At 65.2% G+C, this 24,625-nt stretch carries 24 protein-coding genes and 1 pseudogene; 21 read left to right on the top strand and 4 right to left on the bottom strand.

What is annotated here, in order from left to right:
* From MBTS_RS24240 to MBTS_RS11425, 15 genes are all read left to right on the top strand, one after another.
* Positions 1-178 (top strand): cobaltochelatase subunit CobN (locus MBTS_RS24240; RefSeq protein WP_192215719.1); only part of this gene is annotated, 178 nt, incomplete at its 5' end.
* On the top strand, positions 175-1,068 hold the full coding sequence (gene bchL, locus MBTS_RS11490) for a ferredoxin:protochlorophyllide reductase (ATP-dependent) iron-sulfur ATP-binding protein (protein WP_018043258.1): 894 nt from the start codon (positions 175-177) through the stop codon (positions 1,066-1,068). The genes MBTS_RS24240 and bchL, both read left to right, overlap by 4 nt.
* A gap of 12 nt (positions 1,069-1,080) precedes the next feature.
* On the top strand, positions 1,081-1,824 hold the full coding sequence (gene bchM, locus MBTS_RS11485) for a magnesium protoporphyrin IX methyltransferase (protein WP_192215718.1): 744 nt from the start codon (positions 1,081-1,083) through the stop codon (positions 1,822-1,824).
* Positions 1,821-3,281 carry a BCD family MFS transporter gene (locus tag MBTS_RS11480; RefSeq protein WP_192215717.1) on the top strand — a complete coding sequence of 487 codons (1,461 nt, stop codon included), beginning with the start codon at positions 1,821-1,823 and terminating at the stop codon, positions 3,279-3,281. Before bchM ends, MBTS_RS11480 begins: the two co-directional genes overlap by 4 nt.
* A gap of 2 nt (positions 3,282-3,283) precedes the next feature.
* Positions 3,284-4,057 carry a photosynthetic reaction center subunit H gene (puhA, locus tag MBTS_RS11475; protein ID WP_018043261.1) on the top strand — a complete coding sequence of 258 codons (774 nt, stop codon included), beginning with the start codon at positions 3,284-3,286 and terminating at the stop codon, positions 4,055-4,057.
* Positions 4,054-4,740 (top strand): photosynthetic complex putative assembly protein PuhB, encoded by a 687-nt coding sequence (gene puhB / locus MBTS_RS11470; protein ID WP_192215716.1) that lies wholly within the window; start codon positions 4,054-4,056, stop codon positions 4,738-4,740. The genes puhA and puhB overlap by 4 nt, the downstream gene beginning before the upstream one ends.
* 18 nt (positions 4,741-4,758) lie before the next feature.
* A complete protein-coding gene (gene puhC / locus MBTS_RS11465; protein WP_018043263.1) occupies positions 4,759-5,232 on the top strand; it encodes a photosynthetic complex assembly protein PuhC in 474 nt (157 codons plus the stop codon).
* Positions 5,229-5,528, top strand: a complete 300-nt coding sequence (locus tag MBTS_RS11460; RefSeq protein WP_018043264.1) for a hypothetical protein — start codon at positions 5,229-5,231, stop codon at positions 5,526-5,528. Before puhC ends, MBTS_RS11460 begins: the two co-directional genes overlap by 4 nt.
* Positions 5,529-5,578: 50 nt before the next feature.
* Entirely contained in the window at positions 5,579-6,616 is a 1,038-nt protein-coding gene (gene acsF / locus MBTS_RS11455; RefSeq protein WP_192215721.1) for a magnesium-protoporphyrin IX monomethyl ester (oxidative) cyclase, read from the top strand.
* Between the two features lie 11 nt (positions 6,617-6,627).
* A complete protein-coding gene (puhE, locus tag MBTS_RS11450) occupies positions 6,628-7,545 on the top strand; it encodes a putative photosynthetic complex assembly protein PuhE (RefSeq protein ID WP_056148904.1) in 918 nt (305 codons plus the stop codon).
* A gap of 67 nt (positions 7,546-7,612) precedes the next feature.
* Positions 7,613-8,830: a 5-aminolevulinate synthase gene (gene hemA / locus MBTS_RS11445; RefSeq protein ID WP_192215715.1), complete on the top strand. Its 1,218-nt coding sequence runs from the start codon at positions 7,613-7,615 to the stop codon at positions 8,828-8,830.
* Positions 8,831-9,061: 231 nt separating this feature from the next.
* A complete protein-coding gene (gene bchI / locus MBTS_RS11440) occupies positions 9,062-10,222 on the top strand; it encodes a magnesium chelatase ATPase subunit I (RefSeq protein ID WP_192215720.1) in 1,161 nt (386 codons plus the stop codon).
* Positions 10,219-11,982 carry a magnesium chelatase subunit D gene (locus tag MBTS_RS11435; protein ID WP_192215714.1) on the top strand — a complete coding sequence of 588 codons (1,764 nt, stop codon included), beginning with the start codon at positions 10,219-10,221 and terminating at the stop codon, positions 11,980-11,982. Before bchI ends, MBTS_RS11435 begins: the two co-directional genes overlap by 4 nt.
* 10 nt (positions 11,983-11,992) lie before the next feature.
* Positions 11,993-12,904, top strand: coding sequence for an alpha/beta fold hydrolase BchO (gene bchO, locus MBTS_RS11430; RefSeq protein WP_192215713.1), 912 nt, complete (start codon positions 11,993-11,995; stop codon positions 12,902-12,904).
* A gap of 231 nt (positions 12,905-13,135) precedes the next feature.
* On the top strand, positions 13,136-13,486 hold the full coding sequence (locus tag MBTS_RS11425) for a hypothetical protein (RefSeq protein ID WP_192215712.1): 351 nt from the start codon (positions 13,136-13,138) through the stop codon (positions 13,484-13,486).
* Between the two features lie 50 nt (positions 13,487-13,536).
* Here the strand turns inward: MBTS_RS11425 and MBTS_RS11420 are convergent, their stop codons facing one another.
* Both MBTS_RS11420 and MBTS_RS11415 read right to left on the bottom strand, forming a co-directional pair.
* Entirely contained in the window at positions 13,537-14,688 is a 1,152-nt protein-coding gene (locus MBTS_RS11420; protein WP_192215711.1) for a beta family protein, read from the bottom strand.
* A 4-nt stretch (positions 14,689-14,692) separates the two neighbouring features.
* The gene (locus tag MBTS_RS11415) at positions 14,693-15,988 is read right to left on the bottom strand and encodes an XRE family transcriptional regulator (protein WP_192215710.1); all 1,296 of its coding nucleotides are present in this window, start codon (positions 15,986-15,988) and stop codon (positions 14,693-14,695) included.
* Between the two features lie 390 nt (positions 15,989-16,378).
* On the opposite strand from MBTS_RS11415, the gene MBTS_RS11410 reads away from it, so the two are divergent.
* From MBTS_RS11410 to MBTS_RS11400, 3 genes are read left to right on the top strand one after another with little or no spacing between them, the layout of a single operon-like run.
* Positions 16,379-17,908 carry a phytoene desaturase gene (locus MBTS_RS11410; protein WP_192215709.1) on the top strand — a complete coding sequence of 510 codons (1,530 nt, stop codon included), beginning with the start codon at positions 16,379-16,381 and terminating at the stop codon, positions 17,906-17,908.
* Positions 17,889-18,992, top strand: coding sequence for a phytoene/squalene synthase family protein (locus MBTS_RS11405; protein WP_192215708.1), 1,104 nt, complete (start codon positions 17,889-17,891; stop codon positions 18,990-18,992). The genes MBTS_RS11410 and MBTS_RS11405 overlap by 20 nt, the downstream gene beginning before the upstream one ends.
* Entirely contained in the window at positions 18,989-19,141 is a 153-nt protein-coding gene (locus MBTS_RS11400; RefSeq protein ID WP_018043277.1) for a hypothetical protein, read from the top strand. Before MBTS_RS11405 ends, MBTS_RS11400 begins: the two co-directional genes overlap by 4 nt.
* 346 nt (positions 19,142-19,487) lie before the next feature.
* Here the strand turns inward: MBTS_RS11400 and MBTS_RS11395 are convergent, their stop codons facing one another.
* Positions 19,488-20,366, bottom strand: a complete 879-nt coding sequence (locus MBTS_RS11395; RefSeq protein ID WP_192215707.1) for an SDR family oxidoreductase — start codon at positions 20,364-20,366, stop codon at positions 19,488-19,490.
* Positions 20,367-20,442: 76 nt separating this feature from the next.
* Between MBTS_RS11395 and MBTS_RS11390 the strand changes: the two genes are divergently transcribed.
* The 3 genes from MBTS_RS11390 to MBTS_RS11380 are packed head-to-tail and all read left to right on the top strand — an operon-like array spanning position 20,443 to position 23,842.
* Positions 20,443-20,871: a winged helix-turn-helix transcriptional regulator gene (locus tag MBTS_RS11390; RefSeq protein ID WP_192215706.1), complete on the top strand. Its 429-nt coding sequence runs from the start codon at positions 20,443-20,445 to the stop codon at positions 20,869-20,871.
* Positions 20,872-20,880: 9 nt separating this feature from the next.
* Complete coding sequence (locus MBTS_RS11385) at positions 20,881-22,833, top strand: HsdM family class I SAM-dependent methyltransferase (protein ID WP_192215705.1); 1,953 nt, start codon at positions 20,881-20,883, stop codon at positions 22,831-22,833.
* Entirely contained in the window at positions 22,826-23,842 is a 1,017-nt protein-coding gene (locus MBTS_RS11380; protein WP_192215704.1) for a restriction endonuclease subunit S, read from the top strand. The genes MBTS_RS11385 and MBTS_RS11380 overlap by 8 nt, the downstream gene beginning before the upstream one ends.
* Positions 23,843-24,040: 198 nt before the next feature.
* Here the strand turns inward: MBTS_RS11380 and MBTS_RS11375 are convergent.
* Positions 24,041-24,625 (bottom strand): annotated as a pseudogene (locus MBTS_RS11375) (carotenoid 1,2-hydratase); the annotation flags it as partial.

The following is a 24,625-nucleotide window of genomic DNA, read 5'->3' as shown; positions in this document are numbered from 1 at the left end:
GCGCGAGCGCCTCGCCGCCCTCAACCCGACCGCGTCCGCCAAGGTCGCGCATCGGCTGATCGAGGCGCACCAGCGCGGCTTCTGGACTCCCGACGCGGCGACGCGCGACGCGCTCGACCGTGCCGAGGAGGAGCTCGAAGACCGTCTCGAAGGCATCACCGCAGGGGTCGCCGCATGAACATCGCCATCCGTAATCCCGTGGCCTCGCGCCGCGAGGAAGGCAGCCTCCAGGTCGAGCTCGATCCGGCGCTGAAGATCGGCACCGCCAAAGTCTTCGCCGTCTACGGCAAGGGCGGAATCGGGAAGTCCACCACCTCGTCGAACCTGTCGGTGGCGTTCTCGAAGCTCGGGAAACGCGTGCTGCAGATCGGCTGCGATCCGAAACACGATTCGACCTTCACCCTGACGAAGCGCCTCGCACCCACGGTGATCGATGCCCTGGAGGCGGTGCAGTTCCATTCCGAGGAATTGCGGATCGAGGATTTCGTGGCCGAGGGCTATAACGGCGTCATGTGCGTCGAGGCCGGCGGCCCCCCCGCGGGCACCGGCTGCGGTGGCTACGTGGTCGGCCAGACGGTGAAGCTCCTCAAGGAGCATCACCTTCTCGAAGACACCGACGTGGTCATCTTCGACGTGCTCGGCGACGTGGTCTGCGGCGGCTTCGCCTCGCCGCTCCAGCATGCCGACCAGGCGCTGATCGTCACCGCCAACGACTTCGATTCGATCTTCGCCATGAACCGGATCGTGGCCGCGATCCATTCGAAGTCGAAGAATTATCCGGTGCGGCTGGGGGGCGTCATCGCCAACCGCTCGGCCAAGACCGACGAGATCGACCGCTTCAACGCCGCCGTCGGCCTGGAGCGCATCGCGCATTTCCCCGATCTCGACGTGGTCCGGCGCTCGCGCCTCAAGAAATCGACCCTGTTCGAGATGGAGCCGACGCCGGAACTCATCGCGGTGACGGACGAGTACATGCGGCTGGCCGCCCATCTCTGGGCCGGCGGCAAGCCGCTCTCGGCGATGCCGATGAAGGACCGCGACCTGTTCGAGTTCCTCGGGTTCGATTGAGGGTTAAGCGCCATGACGAGCACCAGCTACGCGGCGCGCCGGTCGCAACTGACAACCTATTTCGACCGCACGGCGGTGGAGGCCTGGGCGCGCCTCACCACCGACGCCCCGGTCTCGAAGATCCGCGCCACGGTGCGGGCGGGGCGGGACGCCATGCGGGCGAACCTGCTCTCCTGGCTGCCCGATGATCTCACGGGCCGGCGCATCCTCGATGCCGGCTGCGGGACGGGAGCCCTCAGCGTCGAGGCTGCCCGGCGGGGAGCGGAGGTGGTCGCCATCGACGTCTCGCCGACGCTGGTGGATCTGGCCCGCGAGCGCAGCGCCGAGCTTCTCGGCGGCCATCGCATCGACTTCCGCGTCGGCGACATGCTCGACCCCCGGCTCGGGCACTTCGACCACGTGGTGGCGATGGACTCGCTCATCCATTACAGCGCCGGCGACATCTTCCGCGCCCTCGCCGAACTCGGCCTGCGCACCGACGGGTCCCTGGTCTTCACCGTGGCCCCGCGCACGGCGCTCCTCACGCTGATGCATGCCGCCGGCCGGCTCTTCCCGCGCGGCGACCGGGCGCCCGCCATCGTGCCGATCACCGAAGGCGGCCTGCGCCGCCGGATCGGCGGGGAGGCCGCGCTCGCCGGGTTCGCCGTGGGGCGGACGCAGCGGGTCAACAGCGGGTTCTACCTCTCGAACGCCGTCGAACTAAAGCGCCTCGACCCTCCCCAACCCTTCCCGCAAGGGGGAGGGCGCCTGTCATGAAACCCGCCGACCTCACCGCCCGCCTGCTCACGCGCCTCGGCCCCGGCCTGATGCCGTTCCTGCCCTTCGCCGATGCGGCGACGCCGGAACTGCCGCTGGGTCGGCTCCTGCGGCTGTCGCTGTTCCAGGTGACGGTGGGCATGGCCGCCGTGCTCCTCATCGGTACGCTGAACCGGGTGATGATCGTCGAGCTCGAAGTCCCGGCCTGGATCGTGGCCGTGATGCTGTCGCTGCCCCTGGTCTTCGCCCCCTTGCGGGCCCTGGTCGGCTTCCGCTCGGACAGGCACCGCTCGGTCCTCGGCTGGCGGCGCGTCCCCTACATCTGGTTCGGCACGCTGCTGCAGTTCGGCGGGCTCGCCATCATGCCGTTCTCCCTTCTGATCCTGTCGGGCGACACCACCGGCCCGGTCTGGCCCGGCCATGTGGCGGCGGCGCTCTCTTTCGTCATGGTGGGGGCCGGCCTCCACACCACCCAGACCGTCGGGCTGGCGCTCGCCACCGATCTCGCCCCCGCCCATGCCCGGCCGAGGGTGGTGGCGCTCCTCTGCGCCATGCTGCTGGCCGGCATGATGGTCAGCGCCATCGCCTTTGGCCTGCTGTTGGCGAACTTCTCGGCCCTGCGGCTGATCCAGGTGATCCAGGGCGCGGCCGTCGTGACCATCGTTCTCAACGGCATCGCCCTTTGGAAGCAGGAGGCGCGACGGCCCGGACGCACGGCGACGGACCTGCCGCGCCCGAGTTTCTCGCAATCCTGGGCCGCCTATGCCGGCAGCGGCCTCGCCCGCCGGCGCCTCGTGGCCACGGGGCTGGGCACCGCCGCCTTCTCGATGCAGGACATCCTGCTCGAACCCTATGGCGGCCAGATCCTGCACCTGCCGGTCGCCGCCACCACGGCGCTCACCGCCATGCTCGCGGCCGGGGGCGGGGTCGGCCTGCTTCTGGCCGCGCGCTGGCTCAACCGGGGCGGCGATCCGTTCCGGGTGGCGGCCGCCGGCAGCGGGGTCGGCATCATGGCCTTCTCGGCGGTGATCTTCGCGGCTCCCCTCGCCTCGGCCCAGCTCTTCGCCACCGGCGTCACCCTGATCGGCCTCGGCGGCGGATTGTTCGCCCACGGCACGCTCACCGCCTCCATGGCGAAGGCGGGGCCGGAGGATACCGGCCTGGCGCTCGGCGCCTGGGGCGCGGTCCAGGCCAGTGCGGCCGGCATCGCCATCGCCGCGAGCGGCATCCTGCGGGACGTGGGCTCCAGCCTCTCGGCATCAGGCGCGCTCGGCGAGGCCATGAGCGATCCGTCCGTCGGCTACCTCATCGTCTACCACATCGAGATCGCCCTGCTGTTCGCGACCCTCCTCGCCATCGGACCGCTGGTCCGCGACACCGGCAGTCGTGACACCGCCACACGCGGCAGGGAGGCACGCGCCCTCCTGCCGTCCCCTGTCCCCGGTCAAGGAGCCTGATCATGCCAAGAGGTGAAATCACGGGCTATGTCGATGTCGCCCAGGTCGTGCTCTACGCGTTCTGGATCTTCTTCGCCGGCCTCGTCTTCTACCTGCGCCAGGAGGACCGTCGCGAAGGCTATCCCCTGGAGAGCGAAGCGGCCGGCCGCCTCAAGCGCCCCGACCCGATCCTGATCCCGAGCCCGAAGCAGTTCCTGCTCTCCAACGGCCTGGTGAAGACCGCCCCCCAGACCGACATGCAGCCGGCCTGGAACTACAAGGGCCACAAGCGCGAGGTCTGGCCCGGCTCGCCGCTCGAGCCGGACGGCGACGGCCTGCACGACCAGATCGGCCCCGGCTCCTACGCCGATCGCGACGATCACCACGACCGCACCTGGGACGACGAGAAGCGGATCGTTCCGCTTCGGGTCGCCGAGCATTTCGTGGTCCACGAGGACGGCCCGAACCCGATCGGCATGACTGTGTTCGGCGCCGACCGGCAGGTGGCCGGCACCGTCACCGATCTCTGGATCGACCGCGGCGAATCCATGGTCCGCTACATCGAGGTGGAGCTCGGCTCGGGCGGGCGCCGGGTGCTGATGCCCAACACCTTCTGCCGGACCGGGCGGTTCTCGCGCACGGTGAAGACCGAGGCCCTGCTGGCCCACCAATTCGCCGACATCCCCGGCCAGAAGGACCCTGATTCGGTGACCCTCTACGAGGAAGAGCGGATCATGGCCTTCTTCGGCGCCGGCACCCTCTACGCCACGGCCGAACGCCAGGAGCCGTTCCTGTGAGCCGCGCCGTGAAATCCCCCCTGGGCGTGCCCGCCAACGCCTTCGACGCGCCGCCGGGCCTGCCCGCGCCTCTGCCACCCGGAGAACACATCCTCTGGCAGAGTCGTCCCTGCGCCTTCGGCATCGCCGCGCGGGCGCTGCATGCCCGCCTCGTCGGCCTCTGGTTCGTCGGGCTGGCCCTGTGGGCGGCGATCCCGCCCCTCGGCGAGGGGGCCTTCGGACAGGCGGTGCTTCTCGCCGGTCCCACCCTCCTCGTCGGTGCCGGCGCGGTCGCGCTCCTCGGCCTCCTCGGCTGGCTCTCGGCGCGCTCGACCACCTACACCATCACCAACCGCCGGGTGGTGATGCGCCTCGGCATCGCCCTGCCGATGACCCTCAACCTGCCCTTCAGCCTGATCGAGGGGGCGGGGTGCAAGGTCTTTACGGACGGGAGTGGTGACCTGCCTTTACGCCTGCGCAGGGGCAACCGCGTCGCCTACCTTCACCTGTGGCCCCATGCCCGTCCCTGGGCCGTCACCAGCCCCGAACCGATGATGCGATCGGTGCCGGATGCGAAGCGTGCCGCCGAAATCCTTGCCCGCGCACTGTCAAGCGCACTTGACACAACCGAGGAAACTGGGACTCCTATGGTTATCGCGCGGCAACGGCCCGTTCGCCCGCCGCGCCTCGCCAACGCGAGTTGAAATCAGGGAGGAGACGCGATGACGGCGAAGGCTGATGCCGCCCGGATTCCGCGACCGCTGGTCATCGGGGCGCTCGGGCTCATGGGGTTCGTGACCGTCGTGGTGGGGGTCGGCCGCAGCGAGGGGATCGGCCTCTCGCACATGCCGCCGGCCCGGATCGTCCGCTCCGTCGATCTGACCCCGGAGGACCGTGCCGACGGCGCCATCGTCATCCGGGATGCCCGGACCCAGGACGTCATCACCACCGTCGAGCCCGGCCAGGACAATTTCGTCCGCGCCACCCTGCGCGGTTTCGGCCAGGCCCGCCTGCGCGCCGGCCTCGGCCGGGAGCAGCCCTTCCGCCTGACGCGCCTGACAGACGGCGGCCTCGAACTCTCCGACCCGTCGACGGGCCGCGCCGTCAATCTCGGCGCCTTCGGCCCGTCGAACTTCGTCGCCTTCACGAGGCTCCTCCCCGAGACGAGGCTCGCCGACAGCGGAGCGGTCCGATGATCGCGTCGTTCGGACGTCGCATTGTCGAGGTGCCCTGCACCGTCGAGATCGAGCAGACCCCCGAGACGCTCCACGCCCATGTGACCCTGGACGCCGCGTTCGAGATCGAGCCGGGCGACGAGGTCCAGGTCCACGACGCGCCGACATCCGTGCCCTACGGCGAGCGCCTCGTGGTCCGCCGCACCGCCACGGTCACCCGTGCCGGCATCCTGGAGCGGCTCTGGACCAAGTTCACCGGCCATTTCGAGCTCACCGAACTCTACGAAGTCAGCTTCTCAGAGAGGAGGCGCCTGTGAACGTCTCGATCCAGCACCAAGGCCCGAAGGGCGTCACGCCCAAGCTGCCCATGAACGAGGGCACCAAGGCCGCCCAGGAGACGACCTTCCTTTCACCCCGCTTCTACACCACCGATTTCGAGGAACTCGACCGCACCGATGTGGAGCCCGTGCGCAAGCAATGGGACATCCTGATCGCGGAACTGCGCGCCGACCCGAACAAGCGCCACTTCACCCGCAACGAGGAGTTCGACCTCGACATGTCCGGCCTCGACCCGGACCTGCGCAAGGAATTCATGGATTTCCTCGTCTCGTCGATCACCGCCGAGTTCTCGGGCTGCGTGCTCTATGCGGAGATGAGGAAGCGCGCCAAGAACCCAGACATCCGCGAGCTGTTCGGCTTCATGAGCCGGGACGAGGCGCGGCATGCCGGCTTCATCAACGACGTGCTCAAGGATTTCGGTATCGGCGTCGACTTGGGATTCCTGACGAAGTCGAAGAAGTACACCTTCTTCCGGCCGAAGTTCATCTTCTACGCTACCTATCTCTCCGAGAAGATCGGCTACGCCCGCTACATCACGATCTTCAGGGAGCTGGAGCGCAACCCGGAAAGACGCTTCCACCCGATCTTCAAGTGGTTCGAGAAGTGGTGCAACGACGAGTTCCGCCACGGCGAGGCTTTCGCGCTGCTGATGCGCGCCAACCCCAAGCTGACCACCGGCATCAACCGCTACTGGATCAAGTTCTTCCTGCTCGCCGTCTTCGCGACCATGTATGTGCGCGATCACTGCCGGCCGCATTTCCACAAGGCGCTCGGGGTCGATCCGACCGATTACGACTTCAAGGTCTTCCAGATCACCTCCGACATCTCTAAACAGACATTCCCGCTCACCCTCGATCTCGACAATCCGAAGTTCAAGGCGGCTCTCGACCGGCTTCTCGTCTGTTCCAACAAGCTCGGCGACGCCAAGGCGCAGGGCGGGATCGTGGGCAGGCTGAAACAGGGCGCCTGGATCGCGGCCTCGGCGGTGAACTTCGTCCGGCTCTATGCCCTGCCCACCATCGACAACCCGATGCCCGCCGAAATCCGCCTCGAGCCGGTCTGGTAGGACGCGGGAGGATGGCCGCCCACGCCGTTCCCGCGCTCTACGCGGTGCTGATCTGGTGGTTCTCCACCGGTCTCATCATCCTGCTCGATCACCGCCCCCGCCACACCCACCCCTGGAGCATGGCGGCCGGCACCCTGGTGCTGGTGGCCGCGCTCTACGCCATCGGCGCCAGCGCCGGGGACACCAGCGAGGCGGGCGCCTACACGGCGTTCACGGCGGCACTCCTCGTCTGGGGCTGGCAGGAGATGAGCTATTACATGGGCTACGTCGCGGGGCCGCGCAAAACCGGCTGCCCTCCCACGACGACGGGGTTCGCCCTGTTCCGGGCGGCGGCGGCCACGAGCCTGTGGCACGAGGCGGCCATCGTCGCCGGGATGGCCGGCATTCTCGCCCTGACCTGGGCTGAGCCCAACAAATTCGCCCTGTGGACCTACCTGATCCTCTGGGGAATGAACCTCTCGGCGCGGCTCAACATGTTCCTCGGCGTGCGCAACCTCAACGCCGAGTTCCTGCCCGAACGCCTCGGCTACCTCGCCTGCTTCCTCAGGAACCGGCGCATGAACGCGCTCTTCCCGTTCTCGGTCGGCATCGCCGCCCTCGTGACGATCCTGCTCGCGTGGGCCGCGATGGGGGAGGGGATCGGCGCCCACGAGGTGGCCGGCTTCACCATCGTCACCACGCTGATGGCGCTGGCGACCCTGGAGCACGGCTTCCTGATGCTGCCCCTGCCCTCGGCGGCCCTGTGGGCCTGGAGCCTGCCGAAGGCTGCGGGCACCCCGAACCCTCCCGCCTATGCGGGGGAGGGTGCCTGCGGAACGGGCGTGAGGGGGGTCGGCACAGGCTTTTCCGGAGAGGCGGCTCCCCTCTCCCGACCTTCGCTCACGCGAGGGCCACCTTCCCCCGCAGAGGGGGGAGGGAACGCTCTCTGACGCTCCAGCACGACGAGTCTCAAGCAGCCAACGCGAAATATCGCGATCCATAGGGAAGGGGACGGCCATGAACTACGAAGACTTCTTCGGCGATGCCTTGTCCGGTCTCCACCGCGAGGGCCGTTACCGCGTCTTCACCGATCTGGAGCGCCGGAACGGCCGCTTTCCCCACGCCACCCATCACAGCCCGGGCGGGCAGCGCCCGGTGACCGTCTGGTGCTCGAACGACTATCTCGGCATGGGCCAGAACCCGGTCGTGCTCGACGCCATGCACGAGGCGCTCGACCGCTGCGGCGCCGGGGCGGGCGGTACCCGCAACATCTCCGGCACCAACCATTACCACGTGCTTCTGGAGCAGGAGCTCGCCGACCTCCACCGCAAGGAGGCGGCCCTGCTCTTCACCTCCGGCTACGTCTCGAACTGGGCGGCGCTGGGCACGCTCGCCGGCAAGCTGCCGGGCTGCGTCGTGCTGTCGGATGCCGAGAACCACGCCTCGATGATCGAAGGCATCAAGGCGTCCCGCGCCGAGCGCCACATCTTCCGCCACAACGACCCGGAAGACCTGGACCGCAAGCTGCGGATGATCGACCCGTCGCGGCCCAAGCTCGTGGCCTTCGAGTCGGTCTATTCCATGGACGGCGACATCGCCCCCATCGCCGAGATCTGTGACGTCGCCGAAGCGCATGGCGCGCTGACCTATCTCGACGAGGTCCACGCGGTCGGCCTCTACGGCCCGCGCGGCGGCGGCATCTCCGAGCGGGAGGGCCTCGCCCATCGCCTCGACGTCATCGAGGGAACCCTCGGTAAGGCCTTCGCGGTGCATGGCGGCTACATCACCGGCTCGGCCAAGCTCTGCGATTTCGTCCGCAGCTTCGCCTCCGGCTTCATCTTCACCACCTCGCTGCCGCCTGCCGTGGCGGCGGGGGCCGCTGCGAGCATCAAGCACCTGAAGGCCAGCGGAACCGAGCGCGCCCGGCACCAGGAGCGGGTCGCCCAGGTCCGCGCACGGCTCGACGCCGCCGGCATCCCCTACCTCCCCAACGATAGCCACATCGTGCCCGTGATGGTCGGCGACCCCGTCCTGTGCAAGGCGATCAGCGACACGCTCCTCGACGAGTTCGGCATCTACGTCCAGCCGATCAACTACCCCACCGTGCCGCGCGGGACCGAGCGCCTGCGCATCACCCCGTCGCCGCTGCATTCGGACGCCGACATCGACCATCTCGTCGGGGCGCTGTCCGCCATCTGGACGCGGATGGGCGTGGAGCAGGCGGCGGCGGAGTAGCATTCCCCTCTCCCCGCCGGGCGGGGAGAGGACCTCGTCCTCCCCCCGTCGGGAGGCGAGGTGAGCCCGGCAGGGCGAAGGTGAGGGGGTCCCTCCGGACGGGGCTCCTTCGACAGCGCCCCCTCACCCTCGGCTGCCGCCTCGTTTCGGACCCGACAAGGGGTCCGAACCCCTCTCCCCGCCGGGCGGGGAGAGGGGACCATCCAGAGCTTGAATCGGGTCACCGGGAGACTGTCGATGATCGTCAACGGAACGGCCCGAACCGCATCCCTCCCGTCAAACGCCCACCCTCGTCCCGAGGCGCCGGAGCGCGACGCGAGCCAAGGAATCCTCCGGAAGCCCCGAGGCGACCCCGACCCGTCCATCACGGCACCGCCCATCACCTTCCCCTTCTCCGCCATCGTCGGCCAGGACGAAATGCGGCGGGCCCTGATGATCGCGGCGGTGGACCCGTCCGTGGGCGGCGTCCTCGTCTTCGGCGACCGGGGCACCGGCAAGTCCACCGCGATCCGGGGCCTCGCCGCCCTGCTGCCGCCGATGAGGGCGGTGGTCGGCTGTCCCTATTCCTGCGACCCCGGCAAACCCGCCGGGGAGTGCCCGCATTGTTCCGGCCGCAGCGATGCGCGAAAAAGCTACCTCGCGCCGGTGCCGGTGGTGGACCTGCCGCTGGGCGCCACCGAGGACAGGGTGGTGGGCGCCCTCGACCTCGAACGCGCCCTGACGCGCGGCGAGAAGGCGTTCGAGCCCGGCCTGCTGGCCCGGGCCAATCGCGGCTTCCTCTACATCGACGAGGTCAACCTCCTCGACGACCACCTCGTCGATCTCCTCCTCGACGTGGCGGCCTCCGGGATCAACACCGTGGAGCGCGAGGGGTTGAGTGTCCGGCACCCGGCGAAGTTCGTTCTGGTGGGCAGCGGCAACCCGGAGGAGGGCGAGCTGCGCCCCCAGCTCCTCGACCGGTTCGGCCTCGCCGTGGAGGTGACGACGCCCACCGACCTGCCCACCCGCATCGACGTGGTGCGACGGCGCGACGCCTATGAGCGCGACCCCGCGGGGTTCTGCGCCGGCTATGCCAAGGCCGACCGGGCGCTGCAGAAGCGCCTGACCGCCGCCAGGGCGCGCCTGACCGGCCTCGACATGCCCGATGCGACACTGGAGGCGGCGGCCCGGCTCTGCCTCGCTTTGGGCACCGACGGCCTGCGCGGCGAGCTGACCCTGATGCGCACCGCCCGGGCGCTGGCCGCCTATGAGGGGGCCGACACCGTGGGAATCGACCATCTCCGGCAGGTCGCGCCATCGGCCCTGCGCCACCGCCTGCGCCGCAACCCGCTCGACGAATCCGGCTCCACCGCCCGCGTCGCGCGGGCGGTGACGGAGGTGCTGGGCTCGTGAGCGAGGGTCTGGCGATCTGGGCCGACGCCCTGCTTGTCGCCCGGCTGGTCGCCGCCGACCCGCATGGCTGCGGCGGCGTGGTGGTGCGTGCCGGGGCTGGCCCGGTGCGCGACCGCTGGCTTGAGATCCTTCGCGAAAACCTCAACCCCGGCAAGCCGTTACGGCGAATGCCGGCGGGCATCGCCGAGGACCGGCTCGTCGGCGGGCTCGACCTCGCGGCGACGCTTTCCGCCGGGCGGCCGGTGGCCCAGGCCGGGCTGCTGGCCGAGGCCGATGGGGGACTGCTCGTCGCCGCGATGGCGGAGCGGATGGGGCAGGGCACCGCCGCGCATCTCGCCGCCGCCCTCGATACAGGGCGGCTGAGGGTGGAGCGGGACGGGCTGGCGGAGACCCGGCCGGCCAGGTTCGGCCTCATCCTCCTCGACGAGGGGATCGGCGAGGACGAGGCCGCCCCGGCCGCTCTCGCCGACCGGCTGGCCTTCCATCTCGACCTCACGAGCGTGCCGCCGAGCGCCATGCGACCGGTGCTTCGACCGCCATGCGACGGCCTTTCGCCGGAATCCGAAACGCCGCCGCATGGCGGTGGGCGCAGCGACCACGACCCCGTCGCGGAGCTGAGCGAAGTCGCGGCCCGGCTCGGCATCGATTCCTTACGCGCGCCGCTCCTCGCCCTCCGGGTCGCCCGCCTCCTCGCCCGGCTCGACGGGCGCGCCGAGATCGCCGAGGCGGATGCGCGGGAGGCCGCGCGCCTCGTCCTCGGCCACCGCGCCACACGCCTGCCGGAACGCGAACCCGCCCCCGAGGAAGAGGAGCGGGGCGAGGGCGCGCCGGAGACGCCGCCGCCCCCGGACGGGGCGACCCCCGGCTCCGACCCGGAGGAGGGCACCGCGTCCGCCCCCGACGACCGCATCGTCGAGGCCGCCCGCGCCGCGATTCCCGCCGGGCTCCTGGCGATGCTGCTGCGGGACGGCCCGCGCCTGCGGATGCCGAGGGCCGGCAAGGCCGGGGCGAAGGCCGTCTCCGCCCGCTCCGGCCGGCCCATGGGGGCGCGGCCGGGCGATCCGCGACGGGGCCGGCTCGATCTCATCGCGACCCTGCGCGCCGCCGCCCCCTGGCAGGGACTCCGCCGGCGGGCGGAGGGGGGCGGCACCTGCCTCATGATCCGCCCCGACGACATCCGAATCACCCGGTTCCGGCAGCGGACCGAGACCACGACGATCTTCACCGTCGACGCCTCCGGCTCCTCCGCCCTGGAGCGGCTGGCCGAGGCCAAGGGCGCCGTCGAACTGCTTCTGGCCGAGGCCTATACGCGGCGGGACAAGGTCGCCCTCGTCGCCTTTCGGGGTGCCGGCGCGGAGCTGGTCCTCGCGCCGACGCGCTCCCTGGTGCGGGCGCGGCGCGGGCTCGCGGCCCTGCCCGGAGGCGGTGGGACGCCGCTCGCCGCCGGCATCGACGCCGCCGGAAAGGTGGCCCTCGGGGTCAGGCGCGGCGGCGGGACGCCGGTGGTGGTGATGCTCACCGATGGACGGGCCAACGTCGCCCGGTCGGGGATCGCCGGGCGGGAGCGCGCGGGCGAGGATTCGCTGAAAGCCGCCCGCCTTTTCTGCGAGGCGGATGTCCGCGCCATCCTCATCGACACGGCCCAGAGGCCGCAGGATTCGGCGCGCCGCCTCGCCGCCGCCATGGGGGCGCGCTATCTGCCCCTTCCCCATGCCGACGCCGGGGCGATGAGCGCCGCGATCCGGTCGGCGCAGGAATAGGGGTTCCACCATGCGCGCGCCCGCCGAACGACCCCGCTGGGAGCGCGAGGGCGCCGACTGGCCGCACCGGGAGGCGAGCCGCTTCGTCACGGCCTCCGGCCTCTCCTGGCACATCCAGGAGATGGGGGAGGACGGGGCCCCGACCGTGCTGCTCCTCCACGGCACGGGGGCCGCCACCCATTCCTGGCGCGGTCTGATGCCGCTCCTGGCGACGCGGTTCCGGGTCATTGCCCCGGACCTGCCGGGCCACGGCTTCACCGACCCGCTCCCCGCCGCAAGACTCTCCCTGCCGGGGATGGCCGCCGCCGTCGGCGACCTCCTCGACGGCCTCGCCCTCCGCCCGACTCTCGCCGTCGGCCATTCGGCGGGGGCGGCGCTCCTGGTCCGGCTCTGCCTCGACGGGCGGATCGCGCCCGATCTCCTGGTGGCGCTCAACGGCGCGCTCACCCCGTTCCCCGGCCTCGCCTCGGTGCTGTTCCCGAGCATGGCCCGGCTGCTCTTCCTCAACCCGGTGACCCCCAAACTCTTCGCCTGGACCGCCGACCGCCCGGCGGTGGAGCGCCTGATTCGCGGCCCCGGCTCCCGCCTCGATCCACAGGGGCTCGATCTCTACCGACGCCTGTTCCGCACACCCGGCCACGTGGCCGGGGCGCTCGGCATGATGGCGAACTGGGACCTCGCCACCCTCGACCGCGCGATCCCCCGCCTCGCCACCCCGACGCTCCTCGTGGTCGGCAGCGAGGACAAGGCCATCTCCCCCGACACCGCCTTCGCCCTGAAGACACGCCTGCCCCACGCCCGCGTGGAGCTCATGCGCGGCCTCGGCCACCTCGCGCATGAGGAGGCGCCGGAGAAGGTGGCGGCGGTGATTTTTGGGGCGATGGATTTGGCGGTGGGAGAGGGGGTCGGAGCTATCGCGTAATGTTAATGGGCGGGCCGTAGACGCTCGTTCTGCCAGCTAGTGCGCTGACGCGTTCAAAACGTGCAGGGCAGATTGCGATTTCCATCGCTCCCACAGCGCGTTAGCGCTGATCGTCCTGCTTTGTCCGTCTGCGTCAATGCACTAGGGCTGGCGGCACTGCGCCCGAAGCAGGAGTGCGGTTCGGTTAGAGGCGGACATTCTGCTTCTAACCCCATTCAGCCATCCTCAAACATGTCCGAAGGGGGATCCCGGAACGAGGCGATCGAGCGCGTCCCGGTCAGCGCGCTGGATAAACTGAAGCACAGATTCCGCTGTCAGTTCTGCGAAGCGCTCGGACAGGATCACATTGGCTTTAAAAGCCGAACGGAGAGCCTTATTGAGGCACATCGCGTCATGCCAATCTTGGCCCTGGAGGTGGGATCGCTGGCCGCCTCCCATGACATGATGCTCTGCGCCAACCATCACCAAGACATCGACTATGGCAGTGTCAGGCTTATGGTACTGGATGAGATCTCCCAAGCATCCATTAACGGCCAAGTGTTTACAATGATACGCGACATGGCGCCCGCCAGAGCAGCCTGAATCAATGGCGGCCACGCCACGGCAACAATGATCGACGCGGCAGCATGCTTTTAATTTTCAAACAGCGACGTTTGCATAGCTGGCGTACTAACCAGCCGGTCTCTGAAGGAAATCCCTTTAATCTTTCCGATATCACGAACCACACGGGTGATGTGATGCGTAGTGTTGATTTCGCGCCAAGTCGTGCCGTTGCCCGGGCCGACCCAACGTTTGGCCGTTTGAAAAATTAAATCGTCGGCTGATGAAAACTCCCGACCCGCAAAATGACCGCCGCTCACAACCCGAGCCGCCACCTCCGGCATCACCACGTCGTTCTTGCCGGTGTCCGCGCCGCGCACAACCAGCAAACTGTCGGGCGTGGTATAGCGGTAGTGGCGGATCGGGATGCCGCCGCCAACCTTTCTGAATTCAAACGTCGCGCAGTCGGCACCGTAGTCGCCAAAAACAAGCTGTTCCGGCGATTTTGCATCCAGCTTAATGGCCTGCTGCCATGCGAGCCACTCATTCCGCGGCACCAAAAAATGATCTCCGGCAACAGCAGGATTCTTATCGGGGTAATTTGTCCCCTGAAACACCACTGATTGCCAGCGGCCCAGCCGTTGCAAATCTTCGACGGCGCCCTGGACGACGTCAGCGACTAACTCCGGCGCCGAAAAATCGGCTTCGGCAAAGTCGACCAAAATCATACAATCTTGAGATTGCAGCCCCATTACCTTCAGCGCTGTCTTGAGGCGGCCACCTAGTTCACTGTTGACTTCGTCATAGGTAACGCGCAGGGCAGCTTTCAGCTGTTGATTGACGCGCAATGCCTGCCTGAACCCCATGGCGCGGACGCTGAGGGTGTCCTTGATCGTCAGGACGGGGATGACGTCGGCGTGGTTGTCCCGCGCCACACTGAACAGCCGCGGCAGCCACTGGTGGCTTTCGTCTTCGCCGAATTCCTTGAACAGATACGTTACATCCAGCAGTGCTTCGCGCATATGCCAGCTGTCGGCGATCCGACGGCCCGTCCCATAGACAATTTCGTCTTTCGTCAGTAGCCGCTGATGTTCAGGATCGATATCCTTCGGCGGGGGCACGACTAAGCGGGGAAGAATCTTGTCTGCCACGTCTGGCGCCAAGCGCCACAGCCCGCGGCACTCACCTTGCTTAAGGCGAAGGGCAGGGACGTAAAGAAGCGGCTTACCATTTTTCAGTTTCAAGACTCTATCCTTCCGTCGTGAAGTGCTTTCTCACCTGATTGGACCCAATAGCGCTAGAAAATATGGTGTAATCATTCCGCTCCTTGCGGATGCGTCCATATACAATTGCAGGGTGGATTTCGAGTTCTTGGGCAAATTTCTCTATCACGGCTGCTGACTTCGTGATGCGCGCAGGCGAACGTTTCCATTTCTCATCCGGAATGAGCATATTTGAGGCAAAATCATTGGCCTCGCGTTCAACTTCGTCTATGTCGGCGGCTTCGGCATCGTCGAAAAATCCAATGTTTAGGCCTGCCCGATAGTGCAGGATCACGTGTGCCACTTCATGCAACAGCGTGAACCAGAAATTATCGAGTGCGTCCCGCCGCAAAGTCAGTCCGATCACTGGCACTCCGTTCACCAGAAACGCGGCCCCGTCGACTTTCATGCCAGGAATTTGGCGCTCCACAATTAGCAAGATTCCTTTACTGTGTAAAAGCTGTCGCGCGCGAGCAGGTCCACTGGCGTGACGGCTAAGCCGTACCAGTTCCAGCAGCCAGGAAATATCCAACGGATTGTATTCAGACTGCTGTTTGGCTAGCATCTCTTCGGCAATGCGCGTCACGCGCGCGCGCCATGCGACCAGCAGCAGGTCATCAGAATGGTCCTCGACGTTAAAGCCGGTTCGCAATAGGGTCGGCGTGCCATATTTTACTATGTGATTAGAAACATAGCGCTGTAGGTAGTTAAAACTTTCTTCCTCAACTGGGCCATCGATGTCCGAACCGGTGAACCATGCATTTTCTCGCGCATGTTTCATGATTTTTTTTACTTCTATTGCTGAAATCTGCTTTGCAACGTTCCATCCGCTACCGGCCCAGTCGGACAAGGCCAATGTCCATTGCATTCCCAGCACGCTGGCAACGCGATGAAAATTACCGAGGCTGATACTTGTATAGCGATCAGCTTCGTATCGCTGGATCTGTTGCTCCTTAAGGCCAAGCTTGCGTCCTAATTCTTTTTGTGTGAGCCCGCGCGCGATGCGCCCGACGATTAGACTAAGGCCGGGATCGTTACCGGCACGGCGCTGCAGAGCTGAATAATCCCCTGCCTTCGCTGCCTCATAGGCGTCCAGCAGGGACTGTAGTTCGTTCTTGTGGGACTCGATGGCTTTGCGAAATCCAGTGACAACTGTGGGGGGTAGGCCAGAGATGATCGGCCGGAACAGCATTTCCGAAGAGAGGGCCTTGTCGAATTCAGCCGAAAGTACACGCGCTTCACGCGCTTCGCGTTCGTTCAAAATCACTGCTAGCTTCGCCATGGATTAGGGATACACAACAAAATTGTTGTGCGCAAGCGGAATCGGGTTAGGCCGCGTCGAGACGCAGCCTGAGATCGGCGATCTACGGCACATGTTTCTCGATTGGCCAGCGCTTAGGGCTGTCCCTGCTCGGTGGAATCCGCTCTATCGCCGCCTGCCGAATATTATATCGAAAGCCGGATATCCTCGATGTCGGCTGATGTTTAGCATATACCCGTAGCAGCAACTCACCTTCCGCTTGCTATAGGGCAGGGTCTACAACTAATTTAAACTGGAACTGGTTATTTGTCGGGAGCGAAGCTTTAACTTTAGAAATGCCTGAAACCTGACTCCCATCGCGCCCTCAAATCAGCGCTTGCCTCCGAGATTTTCGCCCCATAGTGTCACCCTATGTTGACACTCAGCGATGTGCCGACCTCCTCGTCCCGGCCGGCCAAGCGCCCCCATGCGGTGGTGATCGGCAGTGGATTCGGGGGGCTCGCCGCCGCCATCCGGCTCGGGGCGCGGGGGTACCGGGTCACGGTGCTGGAGCGGCTGGAGCAGCCCGGCGGGCGGGCGCGGGTGCATCGGCAGGACGGCTTCACCTTCGATGCCGGGCCGACCATCGTCACCGCGCCGTTCCTGTTCGAGGAACTCTGGACCCTGTGCGGGCGGCGCATGGAGGACGACGTTGTGCTCGCGCCGATGCTGCCGTTCTACCGCATCCGCTTCGAGGACGGCGCGACCTTCGATTACAGCGGCGATCTCGACGCCATGCGCGAAGAGGTGGCGCGGTTCTCGCCCGGGGATGTGGCCGGCTACGAGCGCTTCATGGAGCGCTCGCGGGCGATCTGCGAGGTCGGGTTCGAGCGGCTCGGCCACGTGCCGTTCACCTCGGTGGCCGACATGCTGCGGATCATGCCCGATCTCGTGCGTCTCGGCGGGCATCGCAGCGTCTACGACGTGGTGGCGAGCTACATCCGCGACGAGCGCCTGCGGACGATCTTCAGCTTCCACCCGCTCCTCATCGGCGGCAGCCCGTTCCGGGCGAGCGCGATCTACTGCCTCATCGCCCATCTCGAACGGCGCTGGGGCGTGCATTTTGCCCTCGGCGGCACCGGCCGCCTGGTGGACGGGCTCGCCGGGCTGATCCGGGGGCAGGGCGGGTCGCTCCGCTGCGGCGCGGAGGTCTCGCGCATCCTCGTGGAGAACGGGGCCGCCACCGGCGTCGCCCTCGCCTCGGGCGAGCGCATCGCCGCCGACATCGTCGTCTCCAACGCCGATTCCGCCTTCACCCACCGCACCCTCCTGCCCGACGGGGTGCGGCGGCGCTGGACCGACCGCCGGCTCGACCGGTCGCATTCCTCCATGGGCCTGTTCGTCTGGTATTTCGGCACGAACCGGACCTTTCCGGACATCGCCCACCACACCATCCTGATGGGGCCGCGCTATCGCGGGCTCATCGACGACATCTTCCGGCGCAAGGTCCTGTCGAAGGATTTCAGCCTCTACCTGCACCGCCCCACCGCCACCGATCCGCTGCTGGCGCCGCCCGGCTGCGACGCCTTCTACGTGCTCTCCCCGGTGCCCAACCTCGCCGGCGGCCAGGACTGGACGGCGGAGGCGGAGCCCTATCGCCGCGCCATCGAACGCCATCTCGAGGCCACCGTGATGCCGGGCCTGTCGGAGAGCATCGTCACCTCGAAGGTGACGCATCCGGGGGATTTCGCGGCCGATTTCCTGAGCTTTCGCGGCTCGGGCTTTGGCCTCGAACCGGTGCTGACCCAATCGGCCTGGTTCCGGCCGCACAACGCCTCCGAGGACGTGGCGCGGCTCTACCTCGTGGGGGCCGGCACCCATCCCGGCGCCGGCCTGCCCGGCGTCCTCTCCTCCGCCCGAATTCTCGATACCGTGGTGCCGGATGCGCGCGTCTTCGCTTGAACTTTCTCGGTTGGAACTTGCCCGGCCGCCCCTCTGGGCGATCCCCCATGCGGAGGCGGCCGACCATGCCGCCTGCCGGGCGGCGATCCGCACCGGGTCGCGCAGCTTCTTTGCCGCCTCCGCCCTGCTGCCGCCCTCCATCCGCCGGCCGGCCTACGGGCTCTACGCCTTCTGCCGCCTCTCCGACGACGCGGTGGACGACGTCGCCGAAAGCGGGCGCCGCCCCGCCGTGGCGCGGCTGCGGATGCGCCTCGCCCGCGCCTATGACGGACAGCCCTGCGACGCCCCGGCGGACCGGGCGCTGGCCGACATCGTCGCCGATCACGCCATCCCGCAGGCCCTGCCCGCCGCCTTGATCGAGGGCCTCGCCTGGGACGCGGCCGGGCAGCGCTACGAGACGCTTGCCGACCTCACCGCCTACGCGGCGCGGGTGGCCGCCTCGGTTGGGGCGATGATGACCCTGGTCATGGGCGTGCGCGACCCCGACGTGCTCGCCCGCGCCTGCGACCTCGGCATCGCCATGCAATTCACCAACATCGCCCGCGATGTCGGCGAGGACGCGCGGGCCGGCCGGCTCTACCTGCCGCGATCCTGGCTGAGGGAGGCGGGGATCGACCCGGACGCGTTCCTGCGCCAGCCCGCCTTCACCCCCGCTCTCGGCGGCGTCGTGGCGCGCCTGCTGGCGGCGGCAGAGCTTCTCTACGCGCGCTCAGAATCCGGCATCGCCGGCCTGCCCCCCGCCTGCCGCCCGGCGATCCGCGCGGCGCGGCTGATCTATGCCGAGATCGGCCGCGAGGTGGAGCGGGCGGGCTACGATTCGGTCTCCCGCCGCGCCCGCGTGGACGGGCGCCGGAAACTCACGCTCCTCGCCCGCGCCCTGGTCTCGACGGACGACAGGGCGGCCTTGCGTGAAAAACCCCTGCCGGAAATCCTGTTCCTGATCGAGGCGGTGGCGGCGCTTCCGTCGATGGCGCCCCGGATCCCGCCCTGGTGGAACGTGCCGGCGCAGGTGGCGCAGGTCCTCGACCTGGTGGAGACCCTGCGCGAGCGTGAGGCGCTCGGCCGCGCCCCCGCCCCCTCGTGAGCGACCGGCTCTTCGCCGCCTTCGACATCGGCCTCGTCTTCGCCCTCGCGCTGGGGCTGGCGCTCTGGCAGCTCATCGTCGTCCGGCGCAGCATCGCCAAGGACCGGGACGCCGCCGCCCGCCGCCCGCCGGACGATCCCGCCGGTTGAGGGCGTCCCTCTCCCCTTTGGGGCTACCGGATTCACACATCCGCTCGACGGCCGTTCCTCTATCCAAGAAGTTTCGACTCGAGGCGCGACGGGCTCCCTCTCCTGGAAGGAGAGGACTGGGGTGAGGTGTGGTCCATCTCCGGAGAGGTCTCGCACCTCACCCTGTCCCTCTCCTCCTAGTGGTCCAGATCTGACGGATGGTACCCATCCCTAACGTCCGAGATGGGTCGAAAGCAGCCCCGGCAGCGGGTACCAAACGTCGGATTTTCACCACTAGGAGAGGGGACCCGCGCTCATCCGAGACCACATGGATCGTCCGGAGACGGCATGATCCGAGGCGCCAGCCTCACCCCAGCGCGGCGGCGATGCTGGCGGACAATGGCGTCGTCGGGCGGCCGATGAGCGTCGAGAGCTGGCGGCCCTCGTCGAACAGGGCGCCGTGCGCGGCGTCCACATCCCACGCGGCGAGGGAATCGGCCAGGACGTCCGGCAGGCCGAAGCTCTTGAGCAGCGACGCATAGTCCGACTGCGGCAGGTCCCGGTAGGGGATGTCGCGGCCCGTCTGGCGCGAGAGTTCGGCGGCGAGATCGGCCAGGGTATAGGCCGCGTCCCCCGCCAGTTCGTAGGTCCGCCCCTCATGGCCGTCGCCGGTGAGCACGCGGGCGGCGGCCTCGGCGAAGTCGGCCCGCGCGGCGGAGGCGATCCGGCCCGCCCCGGCGCTGCCGAGGAAGGCGCCGCCGGCCAGCGCGCCGGGGATCGAGGCGGTGTAGTTCTCCGTGTACCAGCCGTTCCGCAGGATCGTCGCCGGCACGCCTGAGGCGGCGATGGCGGCCTCCGTGGCGCGATGCTCCCCGGCCAGATTGATCGGCGAGGTGTCGGCATGAAGGAGGCTGGTATAGACGAGCCGGCCGATCCCGGCCGCCTTCGCCGCCGCGACGACGTTCCCATGCTGGGCGACGCGCCGGCCGACCTCGCTCGAGGAGATTAGCAGCAGGCGCTCGATGCCCCGGAAAGCCTCGGCCAGGGTCTCGGGCCGCGCGTAATCGGCCACCCGCACGGAGACGCCCCGGTCTCGCAGGCCTTGGGCGGCCTCGCTCTCCAGGGACCGCACACCCGCCACGACGGCGCCGGCCGGCACACGCTCCAGCAAAGCCGCGATGACGAAGCGCCCCAATTGACCGGAGGCGCCGGTGACGAAGATCGTCGGATGAGGGGTGTCGGACATGGCGGGCTTACCCAGGGTTCACTTTCGGTACAAGGGAACTAGTTGAGACCGCATCGGCTGTGAAGGAGGCAGGATTTTGGGACAAGGTGACGCCGAGGGAACCGCCCCCGCACCGGCTCAGGCCGAATTGGCGCAGACCTTCGCGGGCTGGCGGACGAAAGCGTTCGAGGCCGCGCGCTGCCCCGTCCGCAACGTGCTGGACCGGACCGGCGACAAATGGTCGATCCTGATCCTCACCGCGCTGGCCGGCGGCCCGCACCGGTTCAGCGCGATCCTCCGGCTGATCCCCGACCTCTCGAAACGGATGCTGACCCAGACCCTGCGCGACCTCGAACGCGACGGCTACATCGCCCGCACGGTCTACCCGACCAAGCCGCCCAGCGTGGAGTACCGCCTGACCGCTCTCGGCGGCACGCTCATGGAGCCGCTTGCGGCGCTCGTCCGCTGGGCGGAGCGGAGCCACCCGGAGATCGAAGCGGCGCGGGTGCGGTTCGATGGGGGTTAGGAGGGAAGTATGCGTGTCACGCCCGCCCTTCATAAGCGTTGCGCTGAAGGCGCGCCCACTGCTTTTGCGAATCAGGGTCTTAAACGACCGAATCCCGCCTGCTATGACAGACGGATGAGCGAGAGAATCACCGAAGACGTAGTGCGGGAACACCTAAAAAGGGATCCGCTCGTTAATGCGATCCGTATCGAGGAACAGAAAACTAAAGTGGCTAAAGCCAAAGCTTGTTTGGCGACGGCTTCAAAAAGCATGTCTGGGAAACCAGGCGCTCCAGAGTTTGTGGTCAGCTTTCCAGGTCTGCCTGATGAAATTATTGTAATAGAGTGCAAGGCTGACGCGAAATATCATGAAAGTTCAAAACAAGGCAGCCCGATCAATTATGCAGTTGACGGCGCTTTACATTATTCGCGCTTTTTATCAAGAGAATATAATGTGATATCAATTGCTGTAAGCGGAACAGCTAAGGGGAAAATAAAAGTCTCAAGCTTTCTTCAAAAGAAGGGACAGAATTCCGTCGACAAGCTCGATCAGTGCTTATTGGATGTGTATTCTTATATTAAAATATTTAAAGGAGAGGCTCAAGCAAAAGAAATCGAATCGTTCGAGATTACGAAGATCGCTATAGACCTAAATGAGGATTTAAATGGTTATTCAATAGCCGAATATGAAAGATGCACTATAGTAAGCGCCGTTTTGTTGGCGCTCCAAAATTCTGCATTCAAATCATCCTATAAAGAGATAGCTACTTCTAAGGAACTAGAGCCCACGCCCGAGCGTGTGGCAAAATCTATCATTACCGGCATCGGTAATGTTCTTGAGGATAACGATATTGATGCTGGTCGCGTAAAGGCTATGCTCGGTGAATTCGAGAAAATTAAGAATCATGACATTGCTAAATCAGAAAAAATTAAGAAGAAAAAGGCCTCTATCGAAGAGCCCAACTACGTGTTGCGTGATCTAACCGAACGTCTTGAGAAATCAATATTGCCTTTGATTTCATTAGGCGACAAAGGCTACGACGTACTTGGACGCTTTTATCGGGAGTTTATTCGCTATGCCGGCACAGATCAGAAAACGGGGCTAGTGTTAACGCCGCAGCATATAACCGAATTTTTTTGTGATATCGTCAATCTTAACGTGAATGACGTTGTTTATGATAGTTGCTGTGGAACAGGCGGCTTCTTAATAGCTTCGATGAGGCGATTAATTGCGTTATCTGGCAATGATGCGAAGAAGAAAAAGTATATTAAACAAAACCAACTGATTGGCATTGAAAAACGAACCGATATGTTCACCTTCTCCTGCTCAAATATGATGATGAGCGGCGACGGAAAATCTCATATATATCGCGGAGATAGTTTCTCACCAGACAACACAAGTTTGGTAAAAGCGCTTAAACCAACGGTCGCTTTCCTTAACCCTCCCTATGATGTTGGAGAGGACGGGCAATTGGCATTTATAGAGAGCGCCCTTTCTTGCCTTCAACAGGGCGGTCGCTGCGCTGCTGTCGTCCAGATGAGTTGCGCGACATCGAGTAAAGCTGCGGCAATCCTCGTGCGCGAGAGGCTTCTAAAAAGCCATAAATTAACAGGTGTTTTTTCTATGCCTGACGATTTATTTCACCCGGTAGGAGTTATTACCTGCGTAATGATTTTTGAAGCTCACACCCCGCATCCGGCGGGCTTCAAGACCTTCTTTGGACATTTCAAAGATGATGGATTCCGGAAGACTAAGAATATTGGACGAGTAGATAAGGGACAGTGGTCTCAAACCAGAATTAGATGGTTGGATGCCTATATCAATCGCGAAAGTAAACCCGGTTTAAGCGTTATGAAGGCCATTACAGCAACTGAAGAATGGTGCGCAGAAGCGTATATGGAAACCGACTATTCGGCAATAAAGCAAACTGACTTCGAAAAAATGATCAAGGAGTATGTTGCGTTTCAGGTGAAATATGGGTGATCTGGTAAGATTAAAGAATTTGTTCCATATTGAATATGGAAACCAGTTCGATAAAAACAAGCTTGTGGAGCTTGAAGGTGGAATTAACTTTGTTTCAAGGACAAGGTCGAACCTTGGAGTTGACACCAGAGTCGAGCCTGTAGCCGGGGTAGCGCCTTACGAAGCAGGATTAATTACAGTTACAATGGGGGGGACGTATCTCTTGTCCGCCTTTGTACAGCCCGCAGCGTTCTATACTGGACAGAATATAAAAGTTCTACGTCCCCTCAAAAACATGTCATTCAACGAAAAGGTGTTTTACTGCGCTGCCATATCTAAGAATAGATATCGGTATACATCGCATGGCAGAGAAGCAAACAAGACATTTGATGAAATTCTTGTGCCGCCCTTCCCTGACCTTCCCGAGTGGATAAATGGAGTTTCAATACAGTTCCCTAATACGGCAAGCGCGTCTAATAAAGTCGTGCCGCTCGATCTGACGAAGTGGTCCGACTTTCGCTACGACGAGATATTTATAATAAGAAAAGGATTTTATAATAAAAAGCCTCCCGAATGTGTCAGGAATATCAATAGTTTACCGTTTATTGGAGCCACTGAGTACGACAATGGAGTTACATCATTTTGCAGTTTAGAGGACATATCGAATTACGCCCGCGGCGGAGATATAGAAATTGCCCCGACAATTTTCGGGAAGGTCTTTCCTGGAAAATGCGTTACTGTTTCGAATAATGGTTCGGTAGGATTTGCTTTCTATCAACCATTAGATTTTGTGTGCTCACACGATGTCAACCCTCTTTACTTAATCGACAGAGAGATAACTCCAGAGATAGGATTATTCCTTTGCGCTGTTATAAGAATGGACCGTTATCGATGGAGTTTTGGGCGGAAATGGCGGCCCAGCCGCATGCCTCAGTCGGTTATAAAGCTACCAGCGACGCTCAACGGGAAGCCTGATTGGAAGTTTATGGAAAAGTATATAAAGTCCTTGCCGTATAGCGTAAAAATTTAGCGGGTCCATTGCCTGCTACGCGATGGTACTGCACCGCTGGTAGCCTTTTCACTGCCGCAACATCGGGTGAGCAAGCGCTGCGTTCGTCGTAATTGGTGAAGACCTTGGCCCTCGCCTTGATTCATGTGCTTCGTCAGGAAGCGAGCTTGAAGAGTGGACACCCGGCAACTTCGTTCACGTGAATCCCATAGGCCCCCATCACCCCGCCCGCCGCGGCATGCGGAACGGCAGCATGAACTGCACCAGCGGGTTGGCGAAGCGGGTGAGGGACAGGCTTTCGTGGACCGGGCGCACGGGCTCGCCGTCGAGGGTCGAGGCGAGGAGCGAGCGGGCGTAGAACGGGGTGTCCTCGAAGGTGCGGATTACCGTCGCGACCTCGTCGTCGCTGCGGGTGGTGCGGGGCATGCGCCAGAACCGCGTCGGCGGCAGAGCGGCGGGGAGCGGCGGGCGGATGTCGCGGCGGGTGCCGTCGGCGGCAAAGCGCAGGGAGAGGTTCTGGGTGCTGCCGTCGCGGCGGCGCACGTCGTAGAGGATCGCCGACCCGTCCTTCAAATCGGCCCGGCACCAGGTCCAATCGCTGAAATCCCGGCCCAAGGCGGTGTCGCCGTGGTTGGTGTCGAAATAGGCGGTGCCGCGCCAGGACAGGCTCGGGGCGTCGAGGGTCACCTCCACGGGGGAGGAGGGCGCCATCGGCCACCAGCGGTGCCGGCCGTCGGCGTCGAGGGTGAAGGTGTCCCGCGTGAAGCCGTTGGGGCGCAGGCGGATCGTGCCGCGCACCCGCGA

It is taken from the genome of Methylobacterium bullatum, from assembly GCF_014845095.1.
GTDB lineage: Bacteria > Pseudomonadota > Alphaproteobacteria > Rhizobiales > Beijerinckiaceae > Methylobacterium > Methylobacterium bullatum.
This window is presented reverse-complemented; position numbering and strand designations above follow the sequence as displayed.